24 protein-coding genes and 2 pseudogenes are annotated in these 24,986 nt (G+C 40.7%); 10 read left to right on the top strand and 16 right to left on the bottom strand.

Translation table 11 applies throughout. The features are described 5' to 3' along the window. Positions 1 to 178 precede the first annotated feature (178 nt). The gene (locus D0466_RS22020) at positions 179 to 334 is read right to left on the bottom strand and encodes a hypothetical protein (RefSeq protein ID WP_158555795.1); all 156 of its coding nucleotides are present in this window, start codon (positions 332 to 334) and stop codon (positions 179 to 181) included. Positions 335 to 587: 253 nt separating this feature from the next. Between D0466_RS22020 and D0466_RS03070 the strand changes: the two genes are divergently transcribed. Together D0466_RS03070 and D0466_RS03075 are read left to right on the top strand one after the other, a co-directional pair. Continuing rightward, on the top strand, positions 588 to 1,253 hold the full coding sequence (locus D0466_RS03070) for a hypothetical protein (RefSeq protein WP_117321092.1): 666 nt from the start codon (positions 588 to 590) through the stop codon (positions 1,251 to 1,253). A 537-nt stretch (positions 1,254 to 1,790) separates the two neighbouring features. After that, positions 1,791 to 2,654 (top strand): glycerophosphodiester phosphodiesterase, encoded by an 864-nt coding sequence (locus D0466_RS03075; RefSeq protein ID WP_199484493.1) that lies wholly within the window; start codon positions 1,791 to 1,793, stop codon positions 2,652 to 2,654. A gap of 78 nt (positions 2,655 to 2,732) precedes the next feature. On the opposite strand, the gene D0466_RS03080 is transcribed toward D0466_RS03075, so the two are convergent. Together D0466_RS03080 and D0466_RS03085 are read right to left on the bottom strand one after the other, a co-directional pair. Further along, complete coding sequence (locus D0466_RS03080; protein WP_117321093.1) at positions 2,733 to 3,065, bottom strand: hypothetical protein; 333 nt, start codon at positions 3,063 to 3,065, stop codon at positions 2,733 to 2,735. Positions 3,066 to 3,372: 307 nt separating this feature from the next. Continuing rightward, positions 3,373 to 4,752, bottom strand: a complete 1,380-nt coding sequence (locus D0466_RS03085; protein ID WP_233522514.1) for an MFS transporter — start codon at positions 4,750 to 4,752, stop codon at positions 3,373 to 3,375. Between the two features lie 190 nt (positions 4,753 to 4,942). Between D0466_RS03085 and D0466_RS22025 the strand changes: the two genes are divergently transcribed. The 3 genes from D0466_RS22025 (at position 4,943) to D0466_RS03095 (ending at position 6,199) form a co-directional block, all read left to right on the top strand. Continuing rightward, positions 4,943 to 5,119, top strand: coding sequence for a hypothetical protein (locus D0466_RS22025; RefSeq protein ID WP_158555796.1), 177 nt, complete (start codon positions 4,943 to 4,945; stop codon positions 5,117 to 5,119). Positions 5,120 to 5,443: 324 nt separating this feature from the next. Continuing rightward, complete coding sequence (locus tag D0466_RS03090; RefSeq protein ID WP_117321094.1) at positions 5,444 to 5,644, top strand: cold-shock protein; 201 nt, start codon at positions 5,444 to 5,446, stop codon at positions 5,642 to 5,644. 240 nt (positions 5,645 to 5,884) lie between these two features. Beyond that, positions 5,885 to 6,199, top strand: coding sequence for a hypothetical protein (locus tag D0466_RS03095; protein ID WP_117321095.1), 315 nt, complete (start codon positions 5,885 to 5,887; stop codon positions 6,197 to 6,199). 285 nt (positions 6,200 to 6,484) lie between these two features. Here the strand turns inward: D0466_RS03095 and zupT are convergent, their stop codons facing one another. From zupT to D0466_RS22030, 5 genes are all read right to left on the bottom strand, one after another. Continuing rightward, entirely contained in the window at positions 6,485 to 7,285 is an 801-nt protein-coding gene (gene zupT, locus D0466_RS03100; RefSeq protein WP_117321096.1) for a zinc transporter ZupT, read from the bottom strand. A 101-nt stretch (positions 7,286 to 7,386) separates the two neighbouring features. Continuing rightward, on the bottom strand, positions 7,387 to 7,575 hold the full coding sequence (locus D0466_RS21860) for a putative holin-like toxin (RefSeq protein WP_142919879.1): 189 nt from the start codon (positions 7,573 to 7,575) through the stop codon (positions 7,387 to 7,389). Between the two features lie 357 nt (positions 7,576 to 7,932). Then, positions 7,933 to 8,994: a processed acidic surface protein gene (locus D0466_RS03110; RefSeq protein WP_117321098.1), complete on the bottom strand. Its 1,062-nt coding sequence runs from the start codon at positions 8,992 to 8,994 to the stop codon at positions 7,933 to 7,935. Positions 8,995 to 9,294: 300 nt separating this feature from the next. After that, entirely contained in the window at positions 9,295 to 11,736 is a 2,442-nt protein-coding gene (locus tag D0466_RS03115; RefSeq protein ID WP_117321099.1) for an SH3 domain-containing protein, read from the bottom strand. Positions 11,737 to 11,963: 227 nt separating this feature from the next. Next, positions 11,964 to 12,119, bottom strand: a complete 156-nt coding sequence (locus D0466_RS22030; RefSeq protein ID WP_233522515.1) for a hypothetical protein — start codon at positions 12,117 to 12,119, stop codon at positions 11,964 to 11,966. Between the two features lie 216 nt (positions 12,120 to 12,335). Between D0466_RS22030 and D0466_RS03120 the strand changes: the two genes are divergently transcribed. The 3 genes and pseudogenes from D0466_RS03120 to D0466_RS22750 form a co-directional block, all read left to right on the top strand. Beyond that, a complete protein-coding gene (locus D0466_RS03120) occupies positions 12,336 to 12,713 on the top strand; it encodes a hypothetical protein (protein WP_117321100.1) in 378 nt (125 codons plus the stop codon). Between the two features lie 102 nt (positions 12,714 to 12,815). After that, positions 12,816 to 13,958: a zinc-dependent alcohol dehydrogenase gene (locus tag D0466_RS03125; protein ID WP_117321101.1), complete on the top strand. Its 1,143-nt coding sequence runs from the start codon at positions 12,816 to 12,818 to the stop codon at positions 13,956 to 13,958. A gap of 179 nt (positions 13,959 to 14,137) precedes the next feature. Continuing rightward, a pseudogene (locus D0466_RS22750) lies at positions 14,138 to 14,239 on the top strand (DUF1540 domain-containing protein); the annotation flags it as partial. Between the two features lie 100 nt (positions 14,240 to 14,339). On the opposite strand, the gene D0466_RS03135 reads toward D0466_RS22750, so the two are convergent. Both D0466_RS03135 and D0466_RS03140 read right to left on the bottom strand, forming a co-directional pair. After that, positions 14,340 to 15,596 (bottom strand): YeeE/YedE family protein, encoded by a 1,257-nt coding sequence (locus tag D0466_RS03135; protein ID WP_117321102.1) that lies wholly within the window; start codon positions 15,594 to 15,596, stop codon positions 14,340 to 14,342. Positions 15,597 to 15,885: 289 nt separating this feature from the next. Then, positions 15,886 to 16,863, bottom strand: a complete 978-nt coding sequence (locus tag D0466_RS03140; RefSeq protein ID WP_117321103.1) for a carbon-nitrogen hydrolase family protein — start codon at positions 16,861 to 16,863, stop codon at positions 15,886 to 15,888. A 268-nt stretch (positions 16,864 to 17,131) separates the two neighbouring features. Here D0466_RS03140 and D0466_RS03145 point away from each other — a divergent pair, with 268 nt between their 5' ends. Then, positions 17,132 to 18,178, top strand: coding sequence for a potassium channel protein (locus tag D0466_RS03145; RefSeq protein WP_117321104.1), 1,047 nt, complete (start codon positions 17,132 to 17,134; stop codon positions 18,176 to 18,178). 395 nt (positions 18,179 to 18,573) lie between these two features. Here the strand turns inward: D0466_RS03145 and D0466_RS03150 are convergent, their stop codons facing one another. Then, the gene (locus tag D0466_RS03150; RefSeq protein WP_117321105.1) at positions 18,574 to 19,500 is read right to left on the bottom strand and encodes a DMT family transporter; all 927 of its coding nucleotides are present in this window, start codon (positions 19,498 to 19,500) and stop codon (positions 18,574 to 18,576) included. Positions 19,501 to 19,823: 323 nt separating this feature from the next. On the opposite strand from D0466_RS03150, the gene D0466_RS03155 reads away from it, so the two are divergent. Beyond that, entirely contained in the window at positions 19,824 to 20,801 is a 978-nt protein-coding gene (locus D0466_RS03155) for a carbon-nitrogen hydrolase family protein (RefSeq protein ID WP_199484494.1), read from the top strand. Positions 20,802 to 20,889: 88 nt separating this feature from the next. Here D0466_RS03155 and hydA read toward each other — a convergent pair whose 3' ends face one another. The 5 genes and pseudogenes from hydA to D0466_RS23270 form a co-directional block, all read right to left on the bottom strand. After that, positions 20,890 to 22,314: a dihydropyrimidinase gene (gene hydA, locus D0466_RS03160; protein ID WP_117321106.1), complete on the bottom strand. Its 1,425-nt coding sequence runs from the start codon at positions 22,312 to 22,314 to the stop codon at positions 20,890 to 20,892. Between the two features lie 104 nt (positions 22,315 to 22,418). Beyond that, positions 22,419 to 23,867: an NCS1 family transporter gene (locus D0466_RS03165; RefSeq protein ID WP_117321107.1), complete on the bottom strand. Its 1,449-nt coding sequence runs from the start codon at positions 23,865 to 23,867 to the stop codon at positions 22,419 to 22,421. A gap of 257 nt (positions 23,868 to 24,124) precedes the next feature. Beyond that, complete coding sequence (locus D0466_RS22755) at positions 24,125 to 24,313, bottom strand: hypothetical protein (RefSeq protein WP_233522516.1); 189 nt, start codon at positions 24,311 to 24,313, stop codon at positions 24,125 to 24,127. Positions 24,314 to 24,326: 13 nt separating this feature from the next. Continuing rightward, positions 24,327 to 24,817: pseudogene (locus D0466_RS22760) on the bottom strand (carbon-nitrogen hydrolase family protein). Between the two features lie 5 nt (positions 24,818 to 24,822). Continuing rightward, entirely contained in the window at positions 24,823 to 24,948 is a 126-nt protein-coding gene (locus D0466_RS23270; RefSeq protein ID WP_267897374.1) for a hypothetical protein, read from the bottom strand. Positions 24,949 to 24,986 lie beyond the last annotated feature (38 nt).

Raw genomic sequence — 24,986 nt, forward strand, 5'->3', positions numbered from 1 at the left:
AGTTTCCTTTGCAATTATTCTACCATATGTATCCAATTGTCGGTTTTATTTTTAGAATATTCGATCAGTGCCTTCCCCATGTGAACATGCTGGGGGACACCCCCCCCCAACAGATTTTAACTTTTTAGAACCACATGTTTAACCTTCAAAACGCGTAATGCGAGGTAAACCGCTTTATTCAATCGCTTCTGTTTGTTCCATTCAGTGAATCGTTTTGTTGGATAGATACATGGGTTGGGCGTGTAGGGTGGTTGCGCTTACCGGGATCATCAGGCCCAGTGAGGTCTCCCCTTTGATCCAAATTTCCGTATTCCGTTTGGTTTCTATTTGGCATAGTTGTCACCTCCTCCCTTTAGGATTGATGAAATGGAAAGCCAAATAACAGGTAATTTCTACAATTGGCAGCAAAGAAGTTGGATGACCAAAAAACCTTTGTCATAATCGTCTTGGTTTCTCTGTTTAGTAGCCATAAATTAAAATTTGATCTTTGGACACCATAAGTACATGCACCTACAATCATTTCGTATTACATAAATCGTTCTTCAGAACATGAAACGTTTTGTAATTCAATTGGAGGAAAGAATGGCATGGAAAATCAAAACGATATTAACCAGCAACAGTCAAGCGAGCAGCAAAAGGAAATCTTTCAGACATATACATGGCAGTGGTTTTTTGCCAAGGAAGCGGAAGGCATTACTGCTTCTAGTGCCGGGGTTGAATATTCCCATTTTATTAAAAGGCATTTTGGGATGGATATCGATTACAGAAGGCTTATCATTGACTCAGTCAAGGAACTGGCGGGAAATGTCCGGGCTGATTTCAATGAAACTTCAACCAATGATTTAGTTAGTCGTTGCGAGGAAATTCGGAGGCGTTACTTAGACTATCTTGATACAAAAATACAGGGTGATGCGGGGATTGTAAAAACCCAAATTGACAACCTTTTGGAGCTTGAAAGATTGGCGGGAAATACGGCAAGAGAAACGATTAAGATAACATCCATCCCGCCTGTATTGGGCCTTATTGGTTTTGCTTGTTCCCTGCATTTACTGGTAATCATTGAAGTAATTCCGGGTGCTGCCGATTTTAATGATACACTGACAAGGCTCGCGAGTGAGTATGGAAATCTATTGGAAAGAGGCTCAGCGGAATTAAGCGAGCAAGCTGGGGGCGGCGAGGCGGCTAAGGACCATGAGGTCTTTAAAAATCTGGCCAATGCATGGCGGCTTCTTCCGAATAAGCATGGACTATAAATGTAAAAAGAGGCTTACCAAGCCTCTTTTTTGTTTCAACCTGATTACATATAGCTCTGGCCAAATGGGACAGCACCGAACTGCATTGGGAATTGCTGCCCCATAAGCGCCCTATAATGGTAGGCTTGTGCCTTATGCTCGTTCTCCTTTTCACCATAGCTGAAATAAGCGCGCGGATCCTGTGCACAAGCCTCTTTTACCTTTTATATTCTTCGGAACATCCTAAATGGTGTAAATATAGATGGTATAGTTCTTGGTATCCCATCGTTATCCTCCCTTTATGCATTACAATTCATAAACAGACTTTTTCTCTATAAGCGCCGTTCACAGTGTTAATGTATGAACAATGACACTAACACGTGCTTGGGAATTCCACTATCATTTAAAGGTATTTATTTTTTATGTGCAATTAAACCGGCAACGGTATGAAAACGTTAAGACTGAGTAAACTATTAATAAATCCATTCTTTACCTTTCGTTAAATAAAAATTAATAATCTGCTGCTATTCTTAAAAAGTAGTTTAAAAGAGATGGGAGATGGGCAGATTGAAAAGAAAATGGATGTCGGCGCTTGGCGTGCTTGTAATCGGAATAGGAATTGCGGCGGGGGGAGAAACCGGTATGGCAAAGGAAAAACATAAGGATATCATCAATGTTTCCCACCGGGGCGCTTCTGGCTATGCTCCGGAGCATACGATAATTTCTTATAACATGGGTGAAAAAATGCACGGTGATTACATTGAAGTCGATCTTCAGATGACAAAAGACGGCAAGCTAATCGCGATGCATGACGAGAAATTGGACCGGACGACTAATGGTACAGGCCTTGTTAAAGACTACACGCTTGAAGAAGTCAAGAAGCTTGACGCAGGCAGCTGGTTTAACGAAAAATATCCGCAATACGCAAACACTGAATACGCCGGAATCCAGGTCCCGACTCTTGAAGAGGTGTTCCAAACATTCGGGAAAAATAAAAAATATTATATCGAAACAAAATCACCTGAAGTATATCCCGGCATGGAAAAAGAACTGCTTCGCCTTGTAAACAAATACGATATTAATAAGGAAACACTGCTTGTACAGTCATTTAGTTCAGCGAGTCTCCTGAAAATGAATGAATTGGATCCTTCCATTAAATTGGTTCAATTGCTTTCTTATAGGACGAATGCGGCCATTACGGATGCAGAAATTGCAGAAATCAAAAAATATGCGATTGGCGTTGGCCCGAACTATACATACCTTAACCAGGAATATGTTCAAAAGGTTGTTGAGAGCGGACTTGAGATTCACCCTTATACGGTCAATGACAAGGAAACGATGAAGAAATTGATTGACTGGGGTGTAACCGGAATGTTCACGAATTTCCCGGACCTTCTCCACGAGGTAAAAAAAGGAAAATAATATCTGATTCGAATATCAACTGTCAAAGGATAGAGCACTCAGTTCCCGCTCTATCCTTATTTTTTGCATAAAATTACCCTAAAAATCCTCCTGATAGCGGATGTAGTTATAATGAGTAGTAGGAACTTTTTTGACTACTCTTCCATCGGTCGATTTGTATACCTCAAATTCCTGGTACTTCTCGATGATATGACCATCGATCTTTTCCGTTTCGACCAGCACTATTTCAAGCTCAGGGATGATTCCTGTTGTGTCATCATCTTCTGCTTCACTGTTCACCGGTTCTTCCATCTCACCTATCGGGATATTGGCAGGAAGTTTTTCCATCACTTCAAAATCTTTTGTTTCTATATATGAGATTATTGCTATGCCAAGTATTATTGCCATCAGCAGTTTACCTTTCTTAAGCATAGGCCGTTCTCCCTTCTGTTTAAGTGGACAAAGCTACTAAAAATTTATGGGAGTCCGGTGGAAAATATGACTTGGATGTTCTTTTGATACGTGTAATTCCTGATTGTTCATGTGATTCGTGGCGTAAATTATAACCTTGATTTAAAAAAATTTTTAGCCTATATCATAAATGCATGTTCTAGCATATAAAATTGGAAAAAGACACTTGCCCTTCAAAGCAACCGCCTCATTTGACCTATAGGAGCCATCCGTATTTATCAATCCCCTACACATGCGAAAGAAAATCCAAAAACCAATCCTGTACCCTTTAATCCCTTATATTCCGTTGTTTCAGTTCATCCAGTATAACGGGATATTCCCGGTCAAGATGGTACATCCTTAAGAAGATAAATTGAACGATTGCCAACAACATGGGAATGTAGATGTTAAGCGCCACAATCATTTGTTCTGCGGAATGGGTTTGCTCGGCAGCTCCCCCTGCGTAGCTGCCTAACGACAATAACCAGCCGATCAATGCCATTCCTAGTCCTGTACCAACTTTCATTCCAAAGCTGGCTCCGCTATTGACCAGTCCTGCTGTCCTGACACCTGATTTCAATTCTCCGTATTCAATCGTATCATTGATCATCGAGTGAATAAGACCGATTATGGGCATCGCACCCAGCCCGGCAAATGCGCTTCCTATTAGAAAAATGGCCAAGGATTCGGGGCCAAAGATTTTAATGATCTGTCCGATAATGATAAAGACGGTCCCGATGAGCGCTACATTGCGCTTTCCAATTTTTTTTACCAATGAAGCAATCAACAATAATCCGATGACCATCGGGGCCGTTAGAGCCAGACCGATGAAGGAAAAATAGTTGGTATTCCCAAATATATATGTGGCATAATACAAACCAGCCGACTGGCCCAGCGCAATGATGGCATACGAAATCACACAGCAAAGGGTGATGATTAGCCAATATTTATTGGCGAATAATGCTTTCACCCCGATTTTTATCGGAACATCCCCATCCCATCCATCTTGCTGGGCTGCTCCAACCCTCTCCCTTGTTGACCTGTATGTGATATACAACGCAATCGGCACCATCGCTCCTATCGTAATGGCGACCGGAGTCCAGCCGAATTTATTAGCTAGCGGCTGTGTCAATGTCATTACGAGAAGGCTGCCGATCATCGTGAAAAAGCCGGAATAAATATTGGCAAGCCCCCTTTCATAATTGTCCTGGGTAATCATGCCAAGCAGTGTTTTAAAAGGAATGGAAACGGCAGTGAAAATCAAATTGAAGATAATGAAAGTGACGTACACGAACGCAATTTTCCCTGCCATCCCAATATCGGGCACGAGAAATAAAGAAATGGTGGAGAACCCGATTGGTAGAGCCATCCACAAAATCCAGGGACGGGCTTTACCATACTTTGATTTTGTACGGTCAACTAAAATACCCATGCCAATATCGGCTGCCCCATCCATAACCCGCACAAGAAGCATGAGCGTCCCTACAATACCAGCTGAGATGCCGACTATGTCAGTATAGTAAAACGATAGAAACGTTCCGATTAACGACGAGGCTGTAAATATTCCCAGGCCACCGATTCCATAACCGAGCATTTCTTTGTGACCTGCACTCCGCGGACGCATTGTATGACCAGAATCCACCTTTGCCTCCAAATTACTGACCAACATTCAATTCCCCCTTTTTCAAAAAAAGAAAGCGCTTACAAATTGTTATTAATGTATATTCACTATTAATCGGGACTTTCCTCCTTTTTATAAAATATTTCAGCACACTAGATAAATTTTTTTACATAGATACCTGTAAGTTATGGCATAAGTTCAGCAATTTAACACATTCTAGTATCGGGAGGTGACAATAATGGAAAAGCAAAATAATAATCAAGCTAACAATAAAAACAATCAAGGCAATGGCGACCAGGAAACAGGTGTAATGAACACTCTCGGCCAAGCGATTAACAATATAGCTGAAAACGTAAAAGACGCGTTTACTGGCAACAATGGCGAGAATAACAAACAAAACAACAACAACAGATAAAAAGGAATGAAATGGTGTCTTAAATGTCATGATCCTTTTTCGCATATAGGAAAGATAAAACTTTCCTATATGGATACAGCAGAATACAGACCAAATGCGCCATTTTCACCGGCCTGATTTCTCCTTTACAGAGTTCAGCCAATCGGGCGGGTTTTCTTAAAAAGTTTATTTCAGTGATTTGCTATCCTTTCCATTTTCTGTTACTATGGAAGTGAATTATTTTTGTTCAGTGAAAAGGACCGTAGAAGTTTTACGTTTTCCTCTGATATCACTACGAACAGGGATAGTAATATTTTGTGTGTTAACGCACTAGGAGGCAACAACATGGAACAAGGTAAAGTAAAATGGTTTAATGCAGAAAAAGGTTTCGGATTCATCGAACGCGAAGGTGGAGAAGATGTATTCGTCCACTATTCAGCAATCCAAGGCGAAGGTTTCAAATCGCTTGATGAAGGACAAGAGGTTTCTTTTGAAGTAGAACAAGGCTCTCGAGGACCTCAAGCAGCAAACGTTCAAAAAATATAAATACTCGAAAATATACAAGCAGGCTCCTGTCTTATAGGGCCTGTTTTTTTGCGCATTAGAAACGAAAATATTCCCGGAAGGCTCGCAAACAGCCCTGTACTTTGAACACTTGCTACGTGTAAAAACCTCTCCTATTTTCCGGCGCGAAAAACTGAAATCCACTCATAACCTGATTCATCCGTCTATCCTTTATTTCTATAACTGAATATATTGCTATATAAATGTTAAGGAGGAATAAGAATGTCTGATGCAAATAGCCGCGCGCGCGCGGACGTAGATGTTGACAATAATTTCGATAATGAATTTGATACAAGAAACAGAAATGATGTGGATAGCGATAATAAAGTAAAAAATTCCGACCGTAATACTAACGTTGCTAAACTTGCCAACTCTGGCAACTCCAGAATCCAACTGGACATTGACGTAGATTCTGATTCAAGGGCACGCGTACGGTCCAGATCCACTTCAAACTCTGAATCCGAGGCAGACCAGGAACAAGATACTAACCAGGACCAGGAAACGGATCAAAACCAGGACGTCGAGGTCGATAGCTAGACAAAACGTGTCAGCCAGAGCTTTCTGGTTGGCTTTTTTTGGGTAAATTGTTAGAAAACTCTCAGAGTGCAGAATTTATAGTGAGGAACACACAGATGATGTCATGGGCCATCTCTTGCATGTATCACAGGCAGAAGACATAAGGCTGAAAAGCACATACAGTGTAATATGCCTTAAGTAGGTAGTAAAGATTATAATTAATATATGGTAACAAAGGCAGGCTGTCACAAAAGTTCAGTCTGCCTCCTTGTGGGTGGAAAAGCTGTTACCTAAAAAATATATAAATTAGATAAACATTAACAGGCTAAGGGCCATTACTGCCATTCCGCCAATCAGGCCATAGATGGATAAATGGCCCTCATCATATTTTTTAGCCGCAGGCAGCAGACCATCCAAGGAAATGAAGACCATGATGCCTGCAACAGCTGCAAAAATCAGGCCGAACATCATATCATTCAAGAAAGGCATTAAGATCAAATAAGCGGCAAATGCACCGACCGGTTCAGACAAACCTGATAAGAATGACAGCTTAAAAGCTTTTTTCTTATTGCCGGTTGCAAAGTAGACAGGCACGGCTACGGCAATGCCTTCCGGGATATTGTGTATAGCAATCGCGACAGCTATCGCTATGCCAAGAGCAGGGTCCTGCAGCGCGGAAGTGAATGTAGCAATTCCTTCAGGGAAGTTGTGGATGCCTATAGCAAGCGCCGTGAATGTCCCCATTTTTAACAACTCCTGCTCTTGTACCGGTTGGTTCATATCCTCCACACTCTTCAATTCATGCGGGTTCCCCTGCTTTGGAATAAACTTGTCAATCAAAGTGATCAACAGCATTCCCCCAAAGAAACCACCAACTGTCATCCAGTTCCCTAATGTATTTCCCATAGATGCTACAAGGGCATCCTTAGCCTTCACAAAAATTTCTATCATGGACACATAAATCATCACACCTGCTGAAAAGCCCAAGGTCAATGATAAGAATTTTTTATTTGTTGTCGACGTAAAAAAAGCAATGACACTCCCAATTCCAGTTGCAAGACCTGCCATTAATGTCAGACCAAATGCCAGCAATAAATTTTCCTCCATATTTCTCTCCTCCTCAATCTTTTTGTTGTCCAAGCAATATTCTTATTTTCCTTTTTAAAATAGTATGCAATAACACTAAAATGTTTCCCTTGAGAAACATTTTACACCGAAGTGAAAATATGGGTCAAAGCAAATGGCTTGTGATTTAAAAAAAGCAGTGGAACGTCTCCACTGCAAGCAGGCTTTTGTATGCAACCTTCAGGAATCTTTATGATTTCGAAATGAAGAACAGCAATGACAAACAATCCAAAACTAAGCAACAATGAAATGACTTCAAAAGTGCCCATCATATATACCGCCCCCCTCTTTATTAATCCTCCCCCATTTGCGGTTTGTCCTATTCGAAGGGAATCAAAACAGGCCAAAATAACCGTAAGCAATATGTAAAATGGGGCTGAATCCCCCAGAACCAGTCCTGAGAAATTACCGTTTATTTTCTGCTTATCGCTATTTTGCATTAATTAAAGGGCCCCTATGATTAACGGTCGGAATTTGTTGAGGAAGAGGTATTCTTGGCATTTGTTTCAGATTAACTAGACGAATTAATTTTTGAAATGGTTTCAGATCCTTCACCAAAAAAAACAGCACCTCTGAAGAGATGCTTTGCTTAGTCAAAAATTAGTAGCGACCAGCGCATTAATGCTTTTTTATACCCTTCTATAAGTGCGATACAGCATGATACCGGACAATGCCATGCATAAGCCGATCAGGCCGTTCATCAGATAGTTGCCAGCCGTTTTGGGAAGTTTTCCGCCCTTTTCGGTTTGCACTTTAACTGATTTCACTTTCGTTTTTTCTTTTACGACTTTTTCTACTTTCTCAGTTGCGGTTCCAAGATCCTGGCCAATCTCGCGGACAGTCTCACCGTCAACCATTTCGCCTGTGATAAGAAGGTCTGCCAATAAGTTTCCTGCTAAATCGTAAATATTGACCTTTAGTTTAGCATTGATAAGCTCTTCCATCTTTAATACATCCCACAAGGTAATTGGCGTTTCTTTTCCATCTTTCACTAGGGCAAAATCCAATTTCATGTGCAGCATTGCAAATAACTCATCATAAATTGCAATTATTTCACTAACTTGTTCAGGCGTCAATTCGTCCAGTGTCTCAAAGTCTTCAAACGCCATCATTCTTTCAGCGAGTTTTTCAAATTTTGCTGTTGCTTCGTCGGTTGATAGTTCTTCCTCTATGGCTGCAAAGTGATTAGCTAAATTCTCCAGTTCTTTTTCCGTTATATCAAACTCTTCTTGAAAAATAGTTAAGAGTTCTTCCATTGTTTCCTCATCGAATAACTCGTCGAATTCTTCTTCAGGGCTGGTGTAGAACATTAGGGAGTTAAGTAGGTCGTTAACGAAAATATAATGATCGATTTCATCATCATTTTCCAATAGCACATTTTTAGCTTGCTCCACCGTTAAGTCAATTTCAGCAAGGTAGTCTTCCAAGTTGCTGTAATCGGCTTTAATTACATCACCAAGGACAACTGATAACTCTTCAACACTCTCATAATCCTCGAGTTGCTCGTAATCGTTTGCCAACACGCTGTCTATGTCTTCCCGTGTAACCTCAAATCCTCGTATGTCGCTTATTTCTTTCAAGTATGCTTCCATATCCTCGTCAAACGTTGGATCCTGTGCGGCAAATGATGTCATGGGCAAGATTGATAGAAATAAAATGAATGCAAGCACACTACCAGTAATTTTTTTCATCCGTTTCCCTCTTTTTCCGTTTTTGTATGTTTACAGATTAATTATATTCTACCAATATAAAAAAAGGCTATAACCAAAAATAGGATATAGCGAAACCTATTATCATAAAAATCCACTTTCCATAAAAATCAATCATACATATAGCAAAGGCCGCAGGAAAACGGCCTTTGCTGAATCGGAATTTCGATAACTATTCTAAAGGGACATACCCATGTATTCGGGTAACAAAAGTCATACAAAAGATATGACACTAGTTTAGAAAGCGAAATTATACGCATAAGGAAATTTGTTTAAACTGGATTATTTAAGCTCCTGCACTACATACTGAGCACTTACCCATCCAATCGTTCCATCGGCCAGTTTAATTTTATACCAGTTTTTAGAAGCATCCCTAGTAATAGCACCATCTTTTTCCAGAACAAATTGAACATAATGATTGACATTCAATTGAGTAATCACTTCTGCTGCAGTAGTTGCTTCTTTTCTAACATTTAATTTTGGATTAATGGCAAGAGTCCTGCCAAGATTCAGGACAGACATATATTCCTTATATTTATGAAATTCTTTAACATTGGACCAGTATATTTTATCTTCTACCTTAACTTTAATCCAATAGTCATTGGTTTTTTCAAGCAAGTAGAACTCGTCGCCGCTTTCCAAGTCGAGTACAGAATCAGTAGCTCCTTTTTCACTATATAACACTAATTTTTTATTAGCCTTAGCTTGGATACCCGCCGGAAACACATCGCTTCCGACTGGAATGGCTGGCAGTTTCGGAACGATAGGATCAGCGGCTCCGGTGGAATAAGCTTTTTCATAAGGTAATATCGCCTGCATATGTCTTGCAATGCCTTTTCCCCAATTCGGATCAGTAGCATAATAAAAATTCATGCCTTCACTCTTGGAATCTATTCGTTTGTTATTCATATCCATGGTGCTGAATCCCAGGTAAGCCCCCTTGAATCTCCAATTACCAGAGGCAGGATTTAAGTAAGTAGCTTTCATTTGTTGGGCAATGTACTTGATATTGCTATCTACTGTTGAAAATCGGTACGAAGCAATATAAGGACTTGCATCAAAAGAACCAAAACCAAATAGATTATTCTTTCCTAATGCTATATGAGAAGTTCCAAATCCACTTTCATGAATGGCATGAGCCGCCAGGTAAAGGGCATTTACACCATATTCCTTGGCTGCGTCAATAAATAGTTGCCCCTTGTTTGTCAGTATACTTATTTTTCCATTTGCAACATTTTTTGTGATGTAATCATTGATTTGTTGCGCAGTAACAGGCGATTGCGTACGTAAGTCAATAAACTGATAACCATCCCTATTTTCCATTGGATCACCCGTTATTCCCAATGAAATCCCAGGTACATATCCCGTTTTGCCGTCGAAGCTAATCTTATACCACCCGTTTGAAACCTTATGTGTTGGACTGACGACGCTTAAGTCTGGCAATTCAGTGATAATTTCAGAGGCTTCATCAGCCGATTTTTTTACTGCAACAGCCGAAGTCGTAATATATGTGAGTTTACTGGCTGCAATTGGTACTTCGTTTATAGCTTTTGAAAAATCATCTATATAAATATATCCTAGAGTACCATTGTATGTGACACTATACCAATCCCCAATCCTTTTCGCTGAAGAAACGACAGTGTTCGCTGGAATTTCGGCCAGTTTCTTATGGGCATTTCCGAAAGAGGCATAAAGATCGGTAGATTTATTGGCTATATATTTTGTTTCTGCAAATGTCGTAAAAGATTCAGAGGTAACATCTTTGCTATTAACATATAAATCTTTTCCTTCATAATTCACACGGTACCACAATTCTCCCAAACTGTTTTTAGCTTGTTGAGTGGATGCGAAACCATTGCCAGCCGGTATGGCATATACTTCTTTATTTCTGGAATCCGCTGTGGCATATAGTTTGGCGGTTTGTTTGGTAAAATAATAGGTTTCATTTGTATTTGTAAATGTATAAGTGATTGGCGGAACGTACTTAGTAAAATCCCCAATATAGAAATATCCTGTCTTTCCACCGTAAGTTATCAAATACCAGTCGCCTATTCTTTTATTGGAAGAAACGGTAGCACCTTTTGGGATTTTAACTATTTTCTTATGAGCATTACCATAAAACTCAAATAAGTAAGAATCTTTTTTTGCCTGGTATGTTGTCTTTGTGAAAGATGTAAAAACATTTTTTGTTACATCACTGCCATTTACATAGACTGTTTTTCCTTTAAATGCGACACGGTACCACGCTTGCCCTTTGCTATTTACTATTTTTTGCGTAGAATAAAATCCATTATTCATTCCGACTGTATAAAGCTGTTTCTTCTTTGTATCGGGTGCAGGATAAAGATTGGTTGTCTTTTTGGTAAAGTAATAGGACTTAGCGATCGAGGTATATTCATAATATTCCTTTAAGTAAGAACCCACTACCCACCCCGTCTTTGTTACATTTTTCCCATTCGACTTATATGTATATGATACTTTATACCATGATCCATTTTTTTCTGTCGAAGTGACAACTTTGCCTTTCGGGATAGTAATTACTTTGTTATATTTCGTGCCAGCACCAGCACGTAAATTCACATTAGCAGTAGTTTGAAAAGATGTTTTACTAAATTTCACACTGGCAGCCTCAGCTATCAGTACGCCTTCATGGCCAAAAGGCACAGTAGATGCACCCGTTATAATAACTGAAGATAAGATAAATGCTCTGCCTAACTTTCTCATACTCTCACCCTTTGCCGGTTAACCGGTTTTTATATTTCGAATTAATAATGGCTGCAATCCTCAGATTTTGAAAAAAAACTATCCTAATTATTGACTTGTTTATTGCTTTGAATTGAACATAGGGACATCTACTCATTTAGTATCCTCATACTGACTCTTCTAAAATTCTCCCATCTATTAAAATTATAGTAACCTACCCATTTTTAGACATCAATAGACAAATATTACTAAAGTTGCAGGAAATTCTTCTTATCGACCTTCCTCACATTCATGTTATCGTAATTATTCCCGTCCCAAGCCAGATTTGCCAGTGCATAAGCAATCATGGAAATACGCTTATTATTATGGGTGTCATGCCTTTTACCTAATACGGGTACTTGCATATGGTTATTTTTATACATACCATAGTAGCCCGTCGTTCCCCTTTCTTATTTTGCTAATTTGAGATATTGATAATTTTTTCACTAAAATATTTAAATTAGAACTACCGTATGATCCGAAAGCAATATACGACCCGGTGTCTGCCTGTTTTATGGTTAGTGGAAGGATTAAGAGGGAATAGACACTATACATTGATAAAATAAGGAGGAGATCACATAATGATTACAAAAAACAAGATGATTGGTACATTAGCCATTGGAGCAGCTACCTACATGCTCAGGAATAAGCAATCCCGCGACAAAGTCATGACACAAATCCAATCGGTTGCAACACCCGAAAATATCGAAAAATTAAAGAACCAGCTCCCGTTCCTGAAATCCATGATGAGTGGCACCACCACTTACAGCAATACGCAGCCACTCTTAAAGATGGATACTAACAATGACACAACTTATAAAGATCAAACACTTCAAAAAAAACCATTAAATTCAGACGGACAAACATCATACAAGGAACAGTCCCTATTGGGAACAGACTTTGCACAAAAAGATGAAGACGATGCCCATTCCCTTGCTGAAGCTCCTAAACTCTTGTAAAGGGGTCAGTCCCCCGGTGCTATAAAGCAATAAAGCGGAGGGGTGATTCCCTTCTGCATATCAAAATTAAAAAACGAATCTATTATAATAGGAGGTTTTTCAATGAAGGCAGTTACGTTTCAAGGGGCAAAGGATATTCAAGTGAAACAGGTAGAGGATCCAACTCTTCAGAAGAATGATGACATTATTGTGCGGATTACTTCAACGGCTATTTGTGGGTCCGACCTTCATATTTATCAGGGAGCGCTTCCAACACACCCAGGTTATGTGATTGGTCATGAACCAATGGGAATCGTCGAGGAAGTAGGCCCGGAAGTGACAAAAGTAAAAAAAGGTGACAGGGTTGTACTGCCTTTCAATATTTCATGTGGACAATGCTACTACTGCCAACATGATATGGAAAGCCAATGCGACAATTCTAATCCCAATAAAGAAATTGCTGATACAGGCGGTTATTTTGGTTTCACCGAACGTTATGGCAATCATCCCGGGGGCCAAGCGGAATTGTTGCGTGTGCCATTTGGCAATTTCATGCCGTTTGTCATCCCGGAATCTTGCGAGCTGGAGGATGAAGCCCTGCTTTTTATGTCGGACGTCCTGCCGACTGCTTACTGGAGTGTCGAAAATTCAGGAGTGAAGCAGGGTGATACTGTAGTTGTGCTGGGCTGTGGTCCTGTTGGCTTAATGACCCAAAAATTCGCCTGGATGAAAGGGGCAAAACGTGTCATTGCTGTCGATAATCTCCCCTACCGCTTGAACCATGCAAAAAAAATGAACAATGTAGAAACCATCAATTTCGGCAAATATGATGATACTGGTTCATATATAAAGCAAATTACTGAAGGTGGAGCCGATGTAGTCATCGATTGTGTCGGAATGGACGGAAAGAAGTCTGTAATTGAAGCGGTGGAGCAAAAGCTTAAACTTCAAGGAGGAACGATAAGCGCCATCAAGATTGCCCTCAATGCGGTAAGAAAGTTCGGAACAATACAGTTAACGGGTGTTTATGGCTCCATGTATAATATGTTTCCGCTCGGCAATATCTTTGAGAGAAATGTAACGCTCAAGATGGGACAGGCACCGGTAATCCACTATATGCCGATGCTGTTTGACAAAATTACGTCCGGCGAATTTGACCCTACCGAGATTATTACACATAAACTCCCTATAGATGCAGCAAGTGATGCTTATAAAATTTTCAATGATCATGAAGATGAAGTAATTAAAGTCGTTTTAAAACCTTAACAGCAATGAAATCCCCTTTGGAATAGGTTTCCGATGGGGATTTTTCATGAAAACTCCTGTGGATTGAACTTGGCTAATCCAATTCCACTACCCTATTTTTGGAATAGGGAAAACGTTTTCCTTTAACACAAAAAGGTAATGTAATTGATAAGAGGAATTCCATGAAGGAAGGGATTTAAATGGCTAATGATGTACTATGTGAGGTTAACAACGGCAAGTAATGGGCTCGAGGCAATAAATGCGTGGCCGACTCGATATACATAGTCAGCCACAAAGGAAGATAAGCACCAACAATGGAAGAAACCGATTGTAAAATGTTTGAACCAAAAATTTAACTACAAAGGAGCAACCGCATGGTTGCTCCTCTGTATTGGACAAATATTAACAAATTGAATCTGTCGGTTTTGGGTTTTTAAGTCCGAACAGCGGACGGATGAATAATGCCAAGAATGTGCCAAGCATGGCCATGACCATCCATACCCAGCCGTGCAGGCTGAAGGAAGCAATTCCTCCAAAGTAAGCTCCTATGTTGCAGCCAAAGGCAAGGCGCGCTCCATATCCCATCAGGATTCCCCCAATGATCGAAGCTCCTGCTACACCCGGCTTGATTTTCTTAGGCTTGAATGTACCTTGGAAAGCGGCAGAAATGAAAGCACCCAACATTATGCCAAAGTTCATGACGCTTGTGGAATCGGCCAAAACCGTTTGCGTGAGGGCCATTCCGTTTGCCCCTTGAAAATAACCCCAGCTGGCAACGTCAACTCCGGCTGCTGCCAGAGCCTTTCCTCCCCATAAAGCGAATGCAGAAGTGATTCCCCATGGATTTCCCCTAATGGTAAGGGTCAAGGCATTTAAGACAGCCAGGATAATGGCAGCAGCGAACAGCGGCCATGACCCGCGGACAATCTTTTTCCATCCTGAAGTGGTCGGCAGCGGCTTCATCATCGGCGGATTTTTCTTTTTTGCAATTAGGAGGGTGACCCAATAAATGGCCGCAAACATAGCCATTTGAACCAGCCAAGCTCCAAAATAACCGAGACCGGTAGATTCAGCGAGGGAGATTGGCTGAAGCTTAGGCGTATCTTCCATCCAAAATGTGAAATGGTAGGCACCGAGAACAGAGCCTGCGATGAAGGAAATGAGCGTCAAAACCATTGAAGACGACCCTCCACCAACAGAATACAAAGTCCCGGAGGCACAGCCATTTCCAAGCTGCATCCCTATTCCGAAAATAAATGCTCCAAATAACACGCTTGCCCCTACAGGCGAAACATAGCCGACCGGCTTAACCCCGGTAAAGCTAAAACCAGTACTTAAAATAATCGCAAATAACGTAGTGGCAATCGCCAGCATCAGCATATGCGCTTGAAGCCCCTGAACATTTCCTACTGAAACGAGCCTGCGGAAGGCAGATGTAAACCCAAAGCGGGCATGCAATAAAGTTGCACCAAGGGCAAGGCCGATGATAAACAGGATACCCTGAATCCAGTTTGCCTTGGTGACAATCGCAATTAATAGAATGATTGCTGCCAGAATCCCGGTGGCAACCAATGGTTTTTGAACCGGGCTAAGCTTAGTGACAACCGTTGTGGATTTATGATTCCAGTTTGCGGGTGTATTTACAGTAGTCTGTGCCACTGAACTCTCTCCTTATCCAATAAAATTAGTCGGATTTATGATCCTTATACACCATATAACGATTCGTACGTAATGTAAAGTTCCTTGCTTAATTAATATAATTCGGAAAAAATCAACAATTCTGCATTAGATCAACCATTTTAATTTTGGAGATTTACATTCAACGGCCTCAATGCAAATTAACTTCCAACAAAAAGAAAAAGACCGCTTCACTTAAAAGCGGTCGTCTATAACCATTCTGTGTCTTCGCCTTTTACAAAGGCTCATCTTACATTTTCTCATAATATAGTTACTTTTCTGCTTGAACTTTTGAATCCAGCCATTTCACGCTCTCTTGCTTTTGTTCATTCACGTGCAGCTGAAACACATCCGGACGGGAGTAGTGACCCACGACATCAAAATCAAATTGGCTAGAAGCAATATCCCGTAAATCCAGGTCGGCGATCAGGATATCTTCTTTGCCGAACACCGGCCCTGCCATATATTCACCCAGTGGACCTACTATAGCACTGCCCCCGATACTCATCTGTTCTGGTGAAGAAGCCAATTCTGAGTAGCAGGCTAAATCTGTCGGGTACATATCCTTTGTTACGTATTGGTTAGAAGATAAAACAAAGCATCTTCCCTCCGCAGCAATATGGCGGATGGTCGACTGCCATAGTTCCCTTGCATCTGCAGTTGGTGTAATGTATATTTGCACACCTTTGGCATACATGGCGGTTCTCGCTAACGGCATGTAGTTTTCCCAACAAATTAACGCTCCAATGCGCCCATAAGGTGTATCAAACACAGGCAGTGTGCTTCCATCACCTTCCCCCCAAATCAGCCGTTCAGAAGCTGTCGGCTTTAATTTTCGATGCTTCCCTAACAGCGTGCCATCTGGCCCAAAAAATAATACACTGCAATAAAGCGTCCCTCTGCTAAACTCGTTATCTCTCTCAATAACACCAATGATCATATAGACTCCAGCTTTTCGGGCTGCCTCGCCTAACAGTGCTGTCTCTTCTCCCGGCACAGTAACAGAATTTTCCCAATAACGAAGCCAGTCCTTTCTCCCTTCCTGCGAACGGCTGCCTACGCTTGTCCCAAAGCTGAGCCCCCTTGGATATGCAGGAATAAAGGCCTCAGGAAAAACTACGATGTTTGCTCCTTTTTCCCCTGCCTGCAGAGTCAAACCTACCGCTTTTTCTGTACTGGCTTTCCGGTCCATGATCACGGAAGCTGCTTGAACCACTGCTACCCGCACTTTGGTTTCTTGGTTTGCCATATCAAATCCTCCTCTTTGCACTGATTTACATATTTCTTTTAAGAAAACAGAAACTTAAGTATATTCAAATTATATTACAAATTAAAGTTCTTAGGTTCATTCAAAAGTTTATTAAGTAAGAATTTATAAATGGAAAGGTTTATGGGTTTAATCTAGTGGGAATAGACTTGCATGATTTTAGTCGCTTAGTTTTGACTGCGGTATGCTTTTTTCACTTTTTCTTCATAATAGTGTTGACCGATGATTTTGAAAGTTAGGATGAGACCCAATGGAGACTATAAGAAAAATTTTATTCAATCTAATAAAGGTCCGGGCTAGGATTTTTTTTCCTTTTTTTCTTATATACATAATCACTGCAGCTTTTATAGCCTTTTACTTGGAGCCGACAACGTTCGGCTCTCTTCTTACCTCTTTTTACTGGGTGCTTACAACACTTGCAACGATTGGTTTTGGTGATTACGCACCTGTAACTGATGCCGGGAAAATCTTTACGATGTGCTTGTATATCACTGGCATCGGTCTAATAAGTGTTTTTATTGCAAAAATCGTGCAATTTGTTAATAATTTCGAAAAGCGCAGGGTTGGTGGAAAAATGGATTATACAGGCAAAGACCATGTCATCCTGATTGGATGGAGCAATAAATCGAAAATAGCAACCGAAGAAATTCTACAATCCGATGCAAATACGGACACTGTCATCATTAGCAACCTGGAAAAATCACCTTGGGATCATGACCGTGTTTTTTATGTGCGTGGAGATGCAACAGACCATGCAACATTGATGCGCGCAAATTTGCCAAAAGCAAAAGGCGTTATCATTTTTGCAGACCAAATCACACAAGACCACAAAGACCCTTTGTTGGTAGACGGAAAAACACTGTTGGTCGCCACGGCCATCACTTCCATTGAGGAAGAAATGAATTTATCGATCCATGTAACAGCAGAAGTCCTTGACCAGCACCATATCCGTTTATTTAAACATGTCAAAGTCGATGAATTTGTACCTACCCAGGAAATGATTTCACAGGCGGCAGTGAGTTCCCTGTTCCATCATGGCGTTACGCGAATGTATACGGAATTAATGAGCAAGCAATATGATGAAGGCATGCATGAAATACAACGGCGTCCAGAATGGAAAACGTACCGCGATGCCTTCATCGACCTTCTCGATAAAGGAGCTACGCTCGTAGCTGACCATAGCGACCTCCATATCAACAAAAAGCTGCATCATCCCATACCTGAAGATGCACAGCTGTTTGTCATTTGCGATAAAGAAACCTTAAAAAAATTGAATACAGACCATAACATAAAATAAAATCAGAAATAACGCTTATGGGTATTTATTCCCACTTTTCAGCTACATTAAGATTAACTCCAGAAGGAATTAGATGAAAAGGTCGAATCTAATGATAAAGGCTAGCATATTAATAAGTATCACCGTCAGCTTGATGCATATGCTTGTCAAAACGAAACCATTGGAGTGGATACAATGGAGCAGAAACCGGTTTATTATGATGGAAGCACAGAGCCCACCCACGTTGAAGGAAATGGAAGCGCAAACAAGTCAATTAGTATCACACCCGAAATGCGTAAGAATATTGGCAGTAACCCCTACCAAATTGACTTTTTGAAGCAGAAGTAAAACCACCCGGCCAAAAATTTAATTTTTTAGCCCCCAAATAGTAAGCTGGGGGCCATTTTTTGCACATTCTATTTCGCTTGCTTTATTCTTCCGGCACCCTGGGATGACGCATCCGGCTTTACACGCTTGGTCTTTTGCTTTCTTGAAGACAGATAGACTCCAGCGAAAATAATCAACAGACCGAGGATTACATTTGGCGTGATCGATTCACCAAGCAGAACATATCCCCATACCATAGCTGTACCCGGAATCAGATATGTCACAGAAGACGCTAACTCCGGACTGCCTTTTTTATTAATGTAGAAATAGATAAGTTGTCCAAGTCCGGAACCAAAGCAACCCAGCCCCACAATGGCAAAGATCACAAGAGGATCTATAATCTTTTCGATTTGGATTGGTTCTGTAAACAGCATCCCGGCTAAGCCGTTCACAGCACCCGTTAATAATGTAAAAGTCGTTATAACCAATACACCAGTATCAGAAAGAAAACGTTTCGTCAATTGACCTGCGAATCCGTAACAAATGGATGCCAGAAGCATGGTTCCGATTCCAATAAACTCCGTGCCAAAAAGTTCACCCACCTGGAAATCCATCAAAACCAAAATTCCAAAAAAACCGATTAGGATTCCCATCCATTGACGGGCAGTGAGCACAAATGAAAATATAATAAAGCCGATTAGGCCCGTCCAAATCGGAGTCGTTGCGTTGAGGATTGACGCTGTATTGCTGTTGATTGCCGTTTCACTTAAAGGAATAAGCGCCCAAGCCAAGCCGCAATTAAAAATCCCAACAATAATCAATGCCTTCCAAGGTAATTTCCAATTTATTTCACTTCGCTTCCACCATAATACCGGAAGCAGCACCGCAACCCCGGCTAAACAGCGGAGAAACACAATTCCCCATACTCCCGCTACCGGAAGCAGCCATTTCATGAACACAAAAGATAAACCCCATATCAGACTTAGGCCGATCAAGGCAGCATACAATCGAACCATGATTACCCTCCTTTCTACTATCTTATTATGACAAACTTCACCAAGTATTTCATATGAAATCTAGCTTTTTCATTAATAAGAAAACTAATACCAACTTTAGAAATAATACTTGCGAATTTAGTTCTCTCATCAAAAAACGGACTGAAGTATTATATATACATAATATTATTATGCAATACTTTGTCTCTACATAAAAATGCTCTTTCTTATAATTAAAGTGAAGTCCCCTTTTATTTCAATCCAAATAATTGATTTTATTATCTCGATTCAGCTAATATTAAATCAAATATTCAGAATATAAAATAAATTATTGGGGTGATTGTTTGTCAGCCAACAAATTTTCGAAAATAAAAGTTGCAGCTATCCAGCTCCAACCTGTTATTGGGGATGTAAATGCCAATCTGGCCGCATGTGAAAAATTAGCAAATGAAGCAGCTGGACGAGGTGCAAAATGGATCATCCTCCCGGAATTCTTTACGACAGGCATGGCTTTTGATGAACGGCTCATAAAAACAGCATTGCCAGAAGACGGGCCGGGATTGACTTTGTTGAAGAGTTTGTCTAAACGGCATAACGCAATTGTCGGCGGTTCGTTTCTATGCCGGGACGACGATGGACAAGTACGCAACGCTTTCTTTCTTGCTTCCCCCCAGGGGATTCTGGGCCGCCATGATAAGGATTTGCCTACAATGTGGGAAAATTGTTACTACGTGGGCGGTAAAGATGATGGCACGATCAAAGTTTCCGATATGACTGTCGGTTCTGCATTGTGCTGGGAATTCATGAGGTCGCAGACCGCGCGTAGATTCCTGGGGAAGGTAGATATGGTTGTTGGCGGCAGCTGCTGGTGGAGCGTTCCCGAATGGCTTCCCAAATCGGTGACAAGTAATTGGGAAACCGAAAACTCCCGGACAGCCCTTGAGTCCGTCAGTTCATTTGCCACTTTCGTAGGAACCCCGGTTGTCCATGCCTCCCACTGTGGAACCATCGAATGCGACATGCCTTGGATGCCATTAAAATATCGCGGCTATTACGAGGCCGGTGCGATGATAGTAGATGCAGACGGAAACGTGTTATCCATCCGAAAACGTGAGGAGGGCCCGGGAATCGTCACTGCGGAAGTGGTTCCTGGGAGGATTGGCCCTAAGAATGAGATACCCAAACAATTTTGGCTCCATAAGCGTGGGCCGCTTCCCGCATTCGCCTGGATGTACCAACGCTGGCACGGTAAGCGGTGGTATGCAAAAAACATGGCCGGAAACCAACATACTTTACCGCCGAAACAGACTATTTCAGGATGAACGGATTGAAATAAAATAGGGGATGTCCAGGTTCCGTATGGAGCCTAGATATCCCCTTTGATTTGAAAACTTTTGTGACGTTTAAGATCTATACACTTTGAGGTATTTTGTCTTGATAATTGATCGATTCATAGCATAACCCATAAGGTTCCCTTTTCTGGAACTTCCCATCACCTAAGGTCCCTATATATTTTGCGGACTTTACAATTTGTCTTCCTCTTAAAAACACATCCGATACAATGCCATCGATCTCAAAGCCTTCAAACATATCATAATCAAGACCCTGATGAGATGTTTCAACTGAAATGGTTTTTCTGCCCTTCGGATCAAATAAAACAAGATCCGCATCACTTCCGACAGCAATCGTCCCTTTCTTAGGGAATAGCCCATTTACTTTAGCGGGAGTTGTTGACAACAATTCAACCAATTTGTTTAATGATAGGCTGCCTGTTCTTACAGCGTATGTATAAAGCAAAGTAAACCTGTGCTCAATTCCGTTGCCTCCATTTGGGATTTTCGTGAAATCTCCTTTTCCAAGTTCTTTCTGGCCTTTGAAATTAAATGCGCAATGGTCGGAACCAATCGCTTGCAGTGTCCCGTCCTGTAACGCTTTCCATAAGGCCTCATGATGTTTTTGTTCCCTTAATGGAGGAGAGCAGACATATTTAGCGCCTTCAAAATCTGGTTTTTTTAATTCTTCGATCGTAAGGAATAAATAATGAGGGCAACTCTCCGCGTATATTGGCAACCCTTTTGCTTTAGCTTCCCTGATTTTTTGAGCTGGTTCTTCACCGCTAACATGGACAATAAATAATGGCGCTCCAACGATTTCGGCAATTGAGATGGCACGCGCTGTCGCTTCTGTTTCCACTTCAATCGGCCTGCTCACGGCATGATAATAAGGTTCAACCTGTCCCTTTTCCAAACATTTCTGCTGTAGAAGATCAATCACTGCCCCATTCTCGGCATGAACCATAACAAGGGCTCCTACTTTTTTTGAGGCTTCCAATGTTTGAAATAACGTTTGGTCATCTACCATTAAATCGCTTTTGTATGCCATGAACACTTTAAGGGTTGGGATGCCCTCTTCTACGATGGCAGGGATTTCTTTAATGGTTTCGCTCCGTAAATCCGTTACTCCTATATGAAACCCATAGTCAATTGCCGATTGGCCCTCTGCCCTTTTTTGCCACCTATTTATTCCTTCCATAAGGGACTCGCCTTTTGATTGAAGGGCAAAGTCTACAACTGTTGTAGTTCCACCCAGGGCTGCAGCAACACTTTCAGTTTTCCATGGAGCAGTAACTGTTCCTCCAAATGGGCTTTCAATGTGAGTATGTTCGTCTATCATACCTGGAAAAACATATTTACCTTCCGCATCTACAACCTTCATATTACTGCCGACAGGTAAATCATTACCAATCAACGATATTTGTTCATTTTCTATTAATATATCTGCCACATAAATATCTGAACTGGTAACAATCTTTCCGTTTTTAATTAATGTCTTCATTGTTAAAATCCTCCTTTGGAGTGAGCCTTTGAACTAGTCCAAATTTCGTGAATCCTCCTTTAAAAGGAGGAGTAGGAGACGCAAAACCTCCTACTCTTTTATTTTTATTTGGCTTTTGTTGAGGCAACTTCTTGCTCGCTGCCTCCAGTAACAATTTCCCAATCGCGTCCAACCGTTGTGCCAAGATATTCATCTGAAAAGTTTGATTCAACTTCCTTCTGTGGGTGTTTTTTCAAGTACCAGGACTTCATTAGTACGTAGTAACAGACAAAGCCAAGCGGAAAACCGACGAAATACATATACTCGATAAAATAAACAGCTAGGGTTCCTGAAATGGCCCAGGAAATCAAACCGGCCCAGTTAACTCCATGATCGTATTTAAATTGGCCCTCCGGTTCATATAATTCTTTGACATTCACCCGTCTTTTTCTAATGATGTAGTAATCACACATAATAATGCCTGCTACGCCTGATAGGATGGCGCCAAAATAACCGAGATAAAGAAATAGTTGATCCAAGATCGCCCATGGTTGAAACAGCGTTCCTACTACTCCGGCAAGAATAATACCACTGACATATGATAGGTTTATTCTCGAACCCGCATTTACAAATGTTAATGTAGCAGGGATAAGGTTGGCTGCTGTATTTGTAGACCACTGCGCTAAGACAACCATAACTAGCAGAACTACCATGATCCATCCTGTGGCAGTTTCCTGAATTACTTCAATGGGGTTCCATAAACCCGTTGCGAGTAAACTCACAGCGCCTATTACACCCATAAATGTCTGGACCAACGGTAATGCGGTAATATGAGGCAGATAATTGTTTTTGTTACGTTTAAACCAGTTTTTCTCATTTTTTGGCGCTTTAATATATCTTGTTATGTTAGGGATATCTATTGCGAGAGTAGCCCAAAATCCCATATTCGCTATCATGACCACAAGCCAGGTAGTTGTTTCTGCAGAACCTTGGTATGTTAATAGATCGATTCCTTTGTTTGATACCATTCCCTGCATTCTGGCATAAATCCAGATTGAAATGATAATGATCGAAGGCGCGGCTATGACAGCAAAACGGTCAATTGCCTTGATACCCATTGCAGTGTTAATGATTTGGACAATGGCAAATGCAACATACCAAAAGAACCATGAATCAAAACCTGTTAAGCGATCAAAGATAAAATTAATAGCAGTCGCTCCCAGGTAGGTTTGAATCCCGAACCATATCGAAGCTACAATACCACGGCTTACAGCAGGTATGTGGACACCCGCTATCCCAAATGGGGCCCTCAAATAAGCCGCAAACGATAAACCATGCTCAATACCGATATCGCCGCTTAAACTGCCTATAATTGCAATTATGAAATTTGCGATGAAAATAGCTGCTGCAACTTCCCAAAGAGCCATTGAATCAATACCGTTAGCACCGATTTGAAAGGTTGCGATAATTACCGCCATTCCTACCCAAATATTAAAGAACCCAAACCCGGATACAACCCTTTGACTCGACACCGATGGAAGAATATCTTTTGATATCAATGTATTTCTTTTCATAAAAACCCCCCCCTTTACTTTTTATGTTAAATAAAATGTAAAAACAGAAAGCTATTAAACAGTCAAACTACTCTACCCTCCTTTTTTAAATATATGTAAAGTCTTATAACATAATGATGCACAAACATTTCATACATTCTTAAATTTTATATTTTAATGAATATTTATCTAAATAGTCAGAGTATACGTAACTTTTTCTTACATTAAAATAATTAATATTATTCATTTCACTATCTTTACCTTCTTCCCTTTAACGTTTAGTAATGTTCTTCTCGTCTCAATGCCAAACCAAATAGGCCTCTGTTTAGGTCCCTTAAATAAGGAATCGTTCTTCTTTTGTTTACAATTTTTCCTATAATAATTTTAGAAATGATTACCTGATTTTCTTCTGTGGCCTCTACTATAACTTCTCCCTTTGGGTTTTGTGATCCGACTGTGTCCTCCAAACTCTGTTTCTCCTTAATCGATACCAGTGCGATTTACTGCAATAACAAAACATCCATTTTCCCAGGGACGGGCTCTAGTCGCAATATCCCATGCATATAATCGAGCTTTCCCGAAAGATGAAGGATAAACGATTATGTCGGCGCCTTTTAATGAAAGAGCTGTGGCTCCTTCAGGAAAACCGATTTCATAGCAAATTTGCACCCCTAAATTTCCCCACTCCAATTCGGATACAGAAAAACTATCACCTTTTGTAAATAATAAATTTTCTTCGTCCCATAAATGGGTTTTTCGATAAGTTCCCACTATTCCTTCCGAATTCGTGGCAATGCAAGTATCAAAAACTAGGCCTTTGGTTTTATCCTTCTCCAAAATACAGTCAACCAGAGTGATATTGTTTATTTTGACAATCGCACAATCCATTCGGTTGTTTCCCCTGGTATTGTTTCAGCAAGGCTTACATCTTGTTCTTCTACTCTATAACCAGTGTTGAATAATTCTGGCAAGACAATTAATTTGCTCCTTTATTTACAGCTTCTACAACTAACTTATAGGCATGGTCCAAGTTAAACGGTTTGTTGCCGCATTTACAATTCATTTGGATTGCGGCATCTGTAAGCCTTTTTGGTGTCGCCAATTTCCTTCCCACCTTCTCGTATGTTATGACTATGAATA

Origin of the sequence: Peribacillus glennii, from assembly GCF_003429105.1 — a bacterium.
Taxonomy (GTDB): Bacteria; Bacillota; Bacilli; order Bacillales; family DSM-1321; genus Peribacillus; species Peribacillus glennii.

What these genes read in the sequence shown, in the direction of transcription:
- D0466_RS03080 (WP_117321093.1), bottom strand. Translation starts at nt 3,065, where the DNA reads ATGCTTAAGAAAGGTAAACTGCTGATGGCAATAATACTTGGCATAGCA.
- D0466_RS22025 (WP_158555796.1), top strand. Translation starts at nt 4,943, where the DNA reads ATGGAAAAGCAAAATAATAATCAAGCTAACAATAAAAACAATCAAGGC.
- D0466_RS03085 (WP_233522514.1), bottom strand. Translation starts at nt 4,752, where the DNA reads ATGTTGGTCAGTAATTTGGAGGCAAAGGTGGATTCTGGTCATACAATG.
- hydA (WP_117321106.1), bottom strand. Translation starts at nt 22,314, where the DNA reads ATGAAGACATTAATTAAAAACGGAAAGATTGTTACCAGTTCAGATATT.
- D0466_RS22030 (WP_233522515.1), bottom strand. Translation starts at nt 12,119, where the DNA reads ATGCAAGTACCCGTATTAGGTAAAAGGCATGACACCCATAATAATAAG.
- D0466_RS03115 (WP_117321099.1), bottom strand. Translation starts at nt 11,736, where the DNA reads ATGAGAAAGTTAGGCAGAGCATTTATCTTATCTTCAGTTATTATAACG.
- D0466_RS03090 (WP_117321094.1), top strand. Translation starts at nt 5,444, where the DNA reads ATGGAACAAGGTAAAGTAAAATGGTTTAATGCAGAAAAAGGTTTCGGA.
- D0466_RS03150 (WP_117321105.1), bottom strand. Translation starts at nt 19,500, where the DNA reads ATGGTTCGATTGTATGCTGCCTTGATCGGCCTAAGTCTGATATGGGGT.
- D0466_RS03145 (WP_117321104.1), top strand. Translation starts at nt 17,132, where the DNA reads ATGGAGACTATAAGAAAAATTTTATTCAATCTAATAAAGGTCCGGGCT.
- D0466_RS21860 (WP_142919879.1), bottom strand. Translation starts at nt 7,575, where the DNA reads ATGATGGGCACTTTTGAAGTCATTTCATTGTTGCTTAGTTTTGGATTG.
- D0466_RS03140 (WP_117321103.1), bottom strand. Translation starts at nt 16,863, where the DNA reads ATGGCAAACCAAGAAACCAAAGTGCGGGTAGCAGTGGTTCAAGCAGCT.
- D0466_RS03110 (WP_117321098.1), bottom strand. Translation starts at nt 8,994, where the DNA reads ATGAAAAAAATTACTGGTAGTGTGCTTGCATTCATTTTATTTCTATCA.
- D0466_RS03070 (WP_117321092.1), top strand. Translation starts at nt 588, where the DNA reads ATGGAAAATCAAAACGATATTAACCAGCAACAGTCAAGCGAGCAGCAA.
- D0466_RS03120 (WP_117321100.1), top strand. Translation starts at nt 12,336, where the DNA reads ATGATTACAAAAAACAAGATGATTGGTACATTAGCCATTGGAGCAGCT.
- D0466_RS03165 (WP_117321107.1), bottom strand. Translation starts at nt 23,867, where the DNA reads ATGAAAAGAAATACATTGATATCAAAAGATATTCTTCCATCGGTGTCG.
- D0466_RS03095 (WP_117321095.1), top strand. Translation starts at nt 5,885, where the DNA reads ATGTCTGATGCAAATAGCCGCGCGCGCGCGGACGTAGATGTTGACAAT.
- D0466_RS03075 (WP_199484493.1), top strand. Translation starts at nt 1,791, where the DNA reads ATGGGCAGATTGAAAAGAAAATGGATGTCGGCGCTTGGCGTGCTTGTA.
- zupT (WP_117321096.1), bottom strand. Translation starts at nt 7,285, where the DNA reads ATGGAGGAAAATTTATTGCTGGCATTTGGTCTGACATTAATGGCAGGT.
- D0466_RS03125 (WP_117321101.1), top strand. Translation starts at nt 12,816, where the DNA reads ATGAAGGCAGTTACGTTTCAAGGGGCAAAGGATATTCAAGTGAAACAG.
- D0466_RS22020 (WP_158555795.1), bottom strand. Translation starts at nt 334, where the DNA reads ATGCCAAATAGAAACCAAACGGAATACGGAAATTTGGATCAAAGGGGA.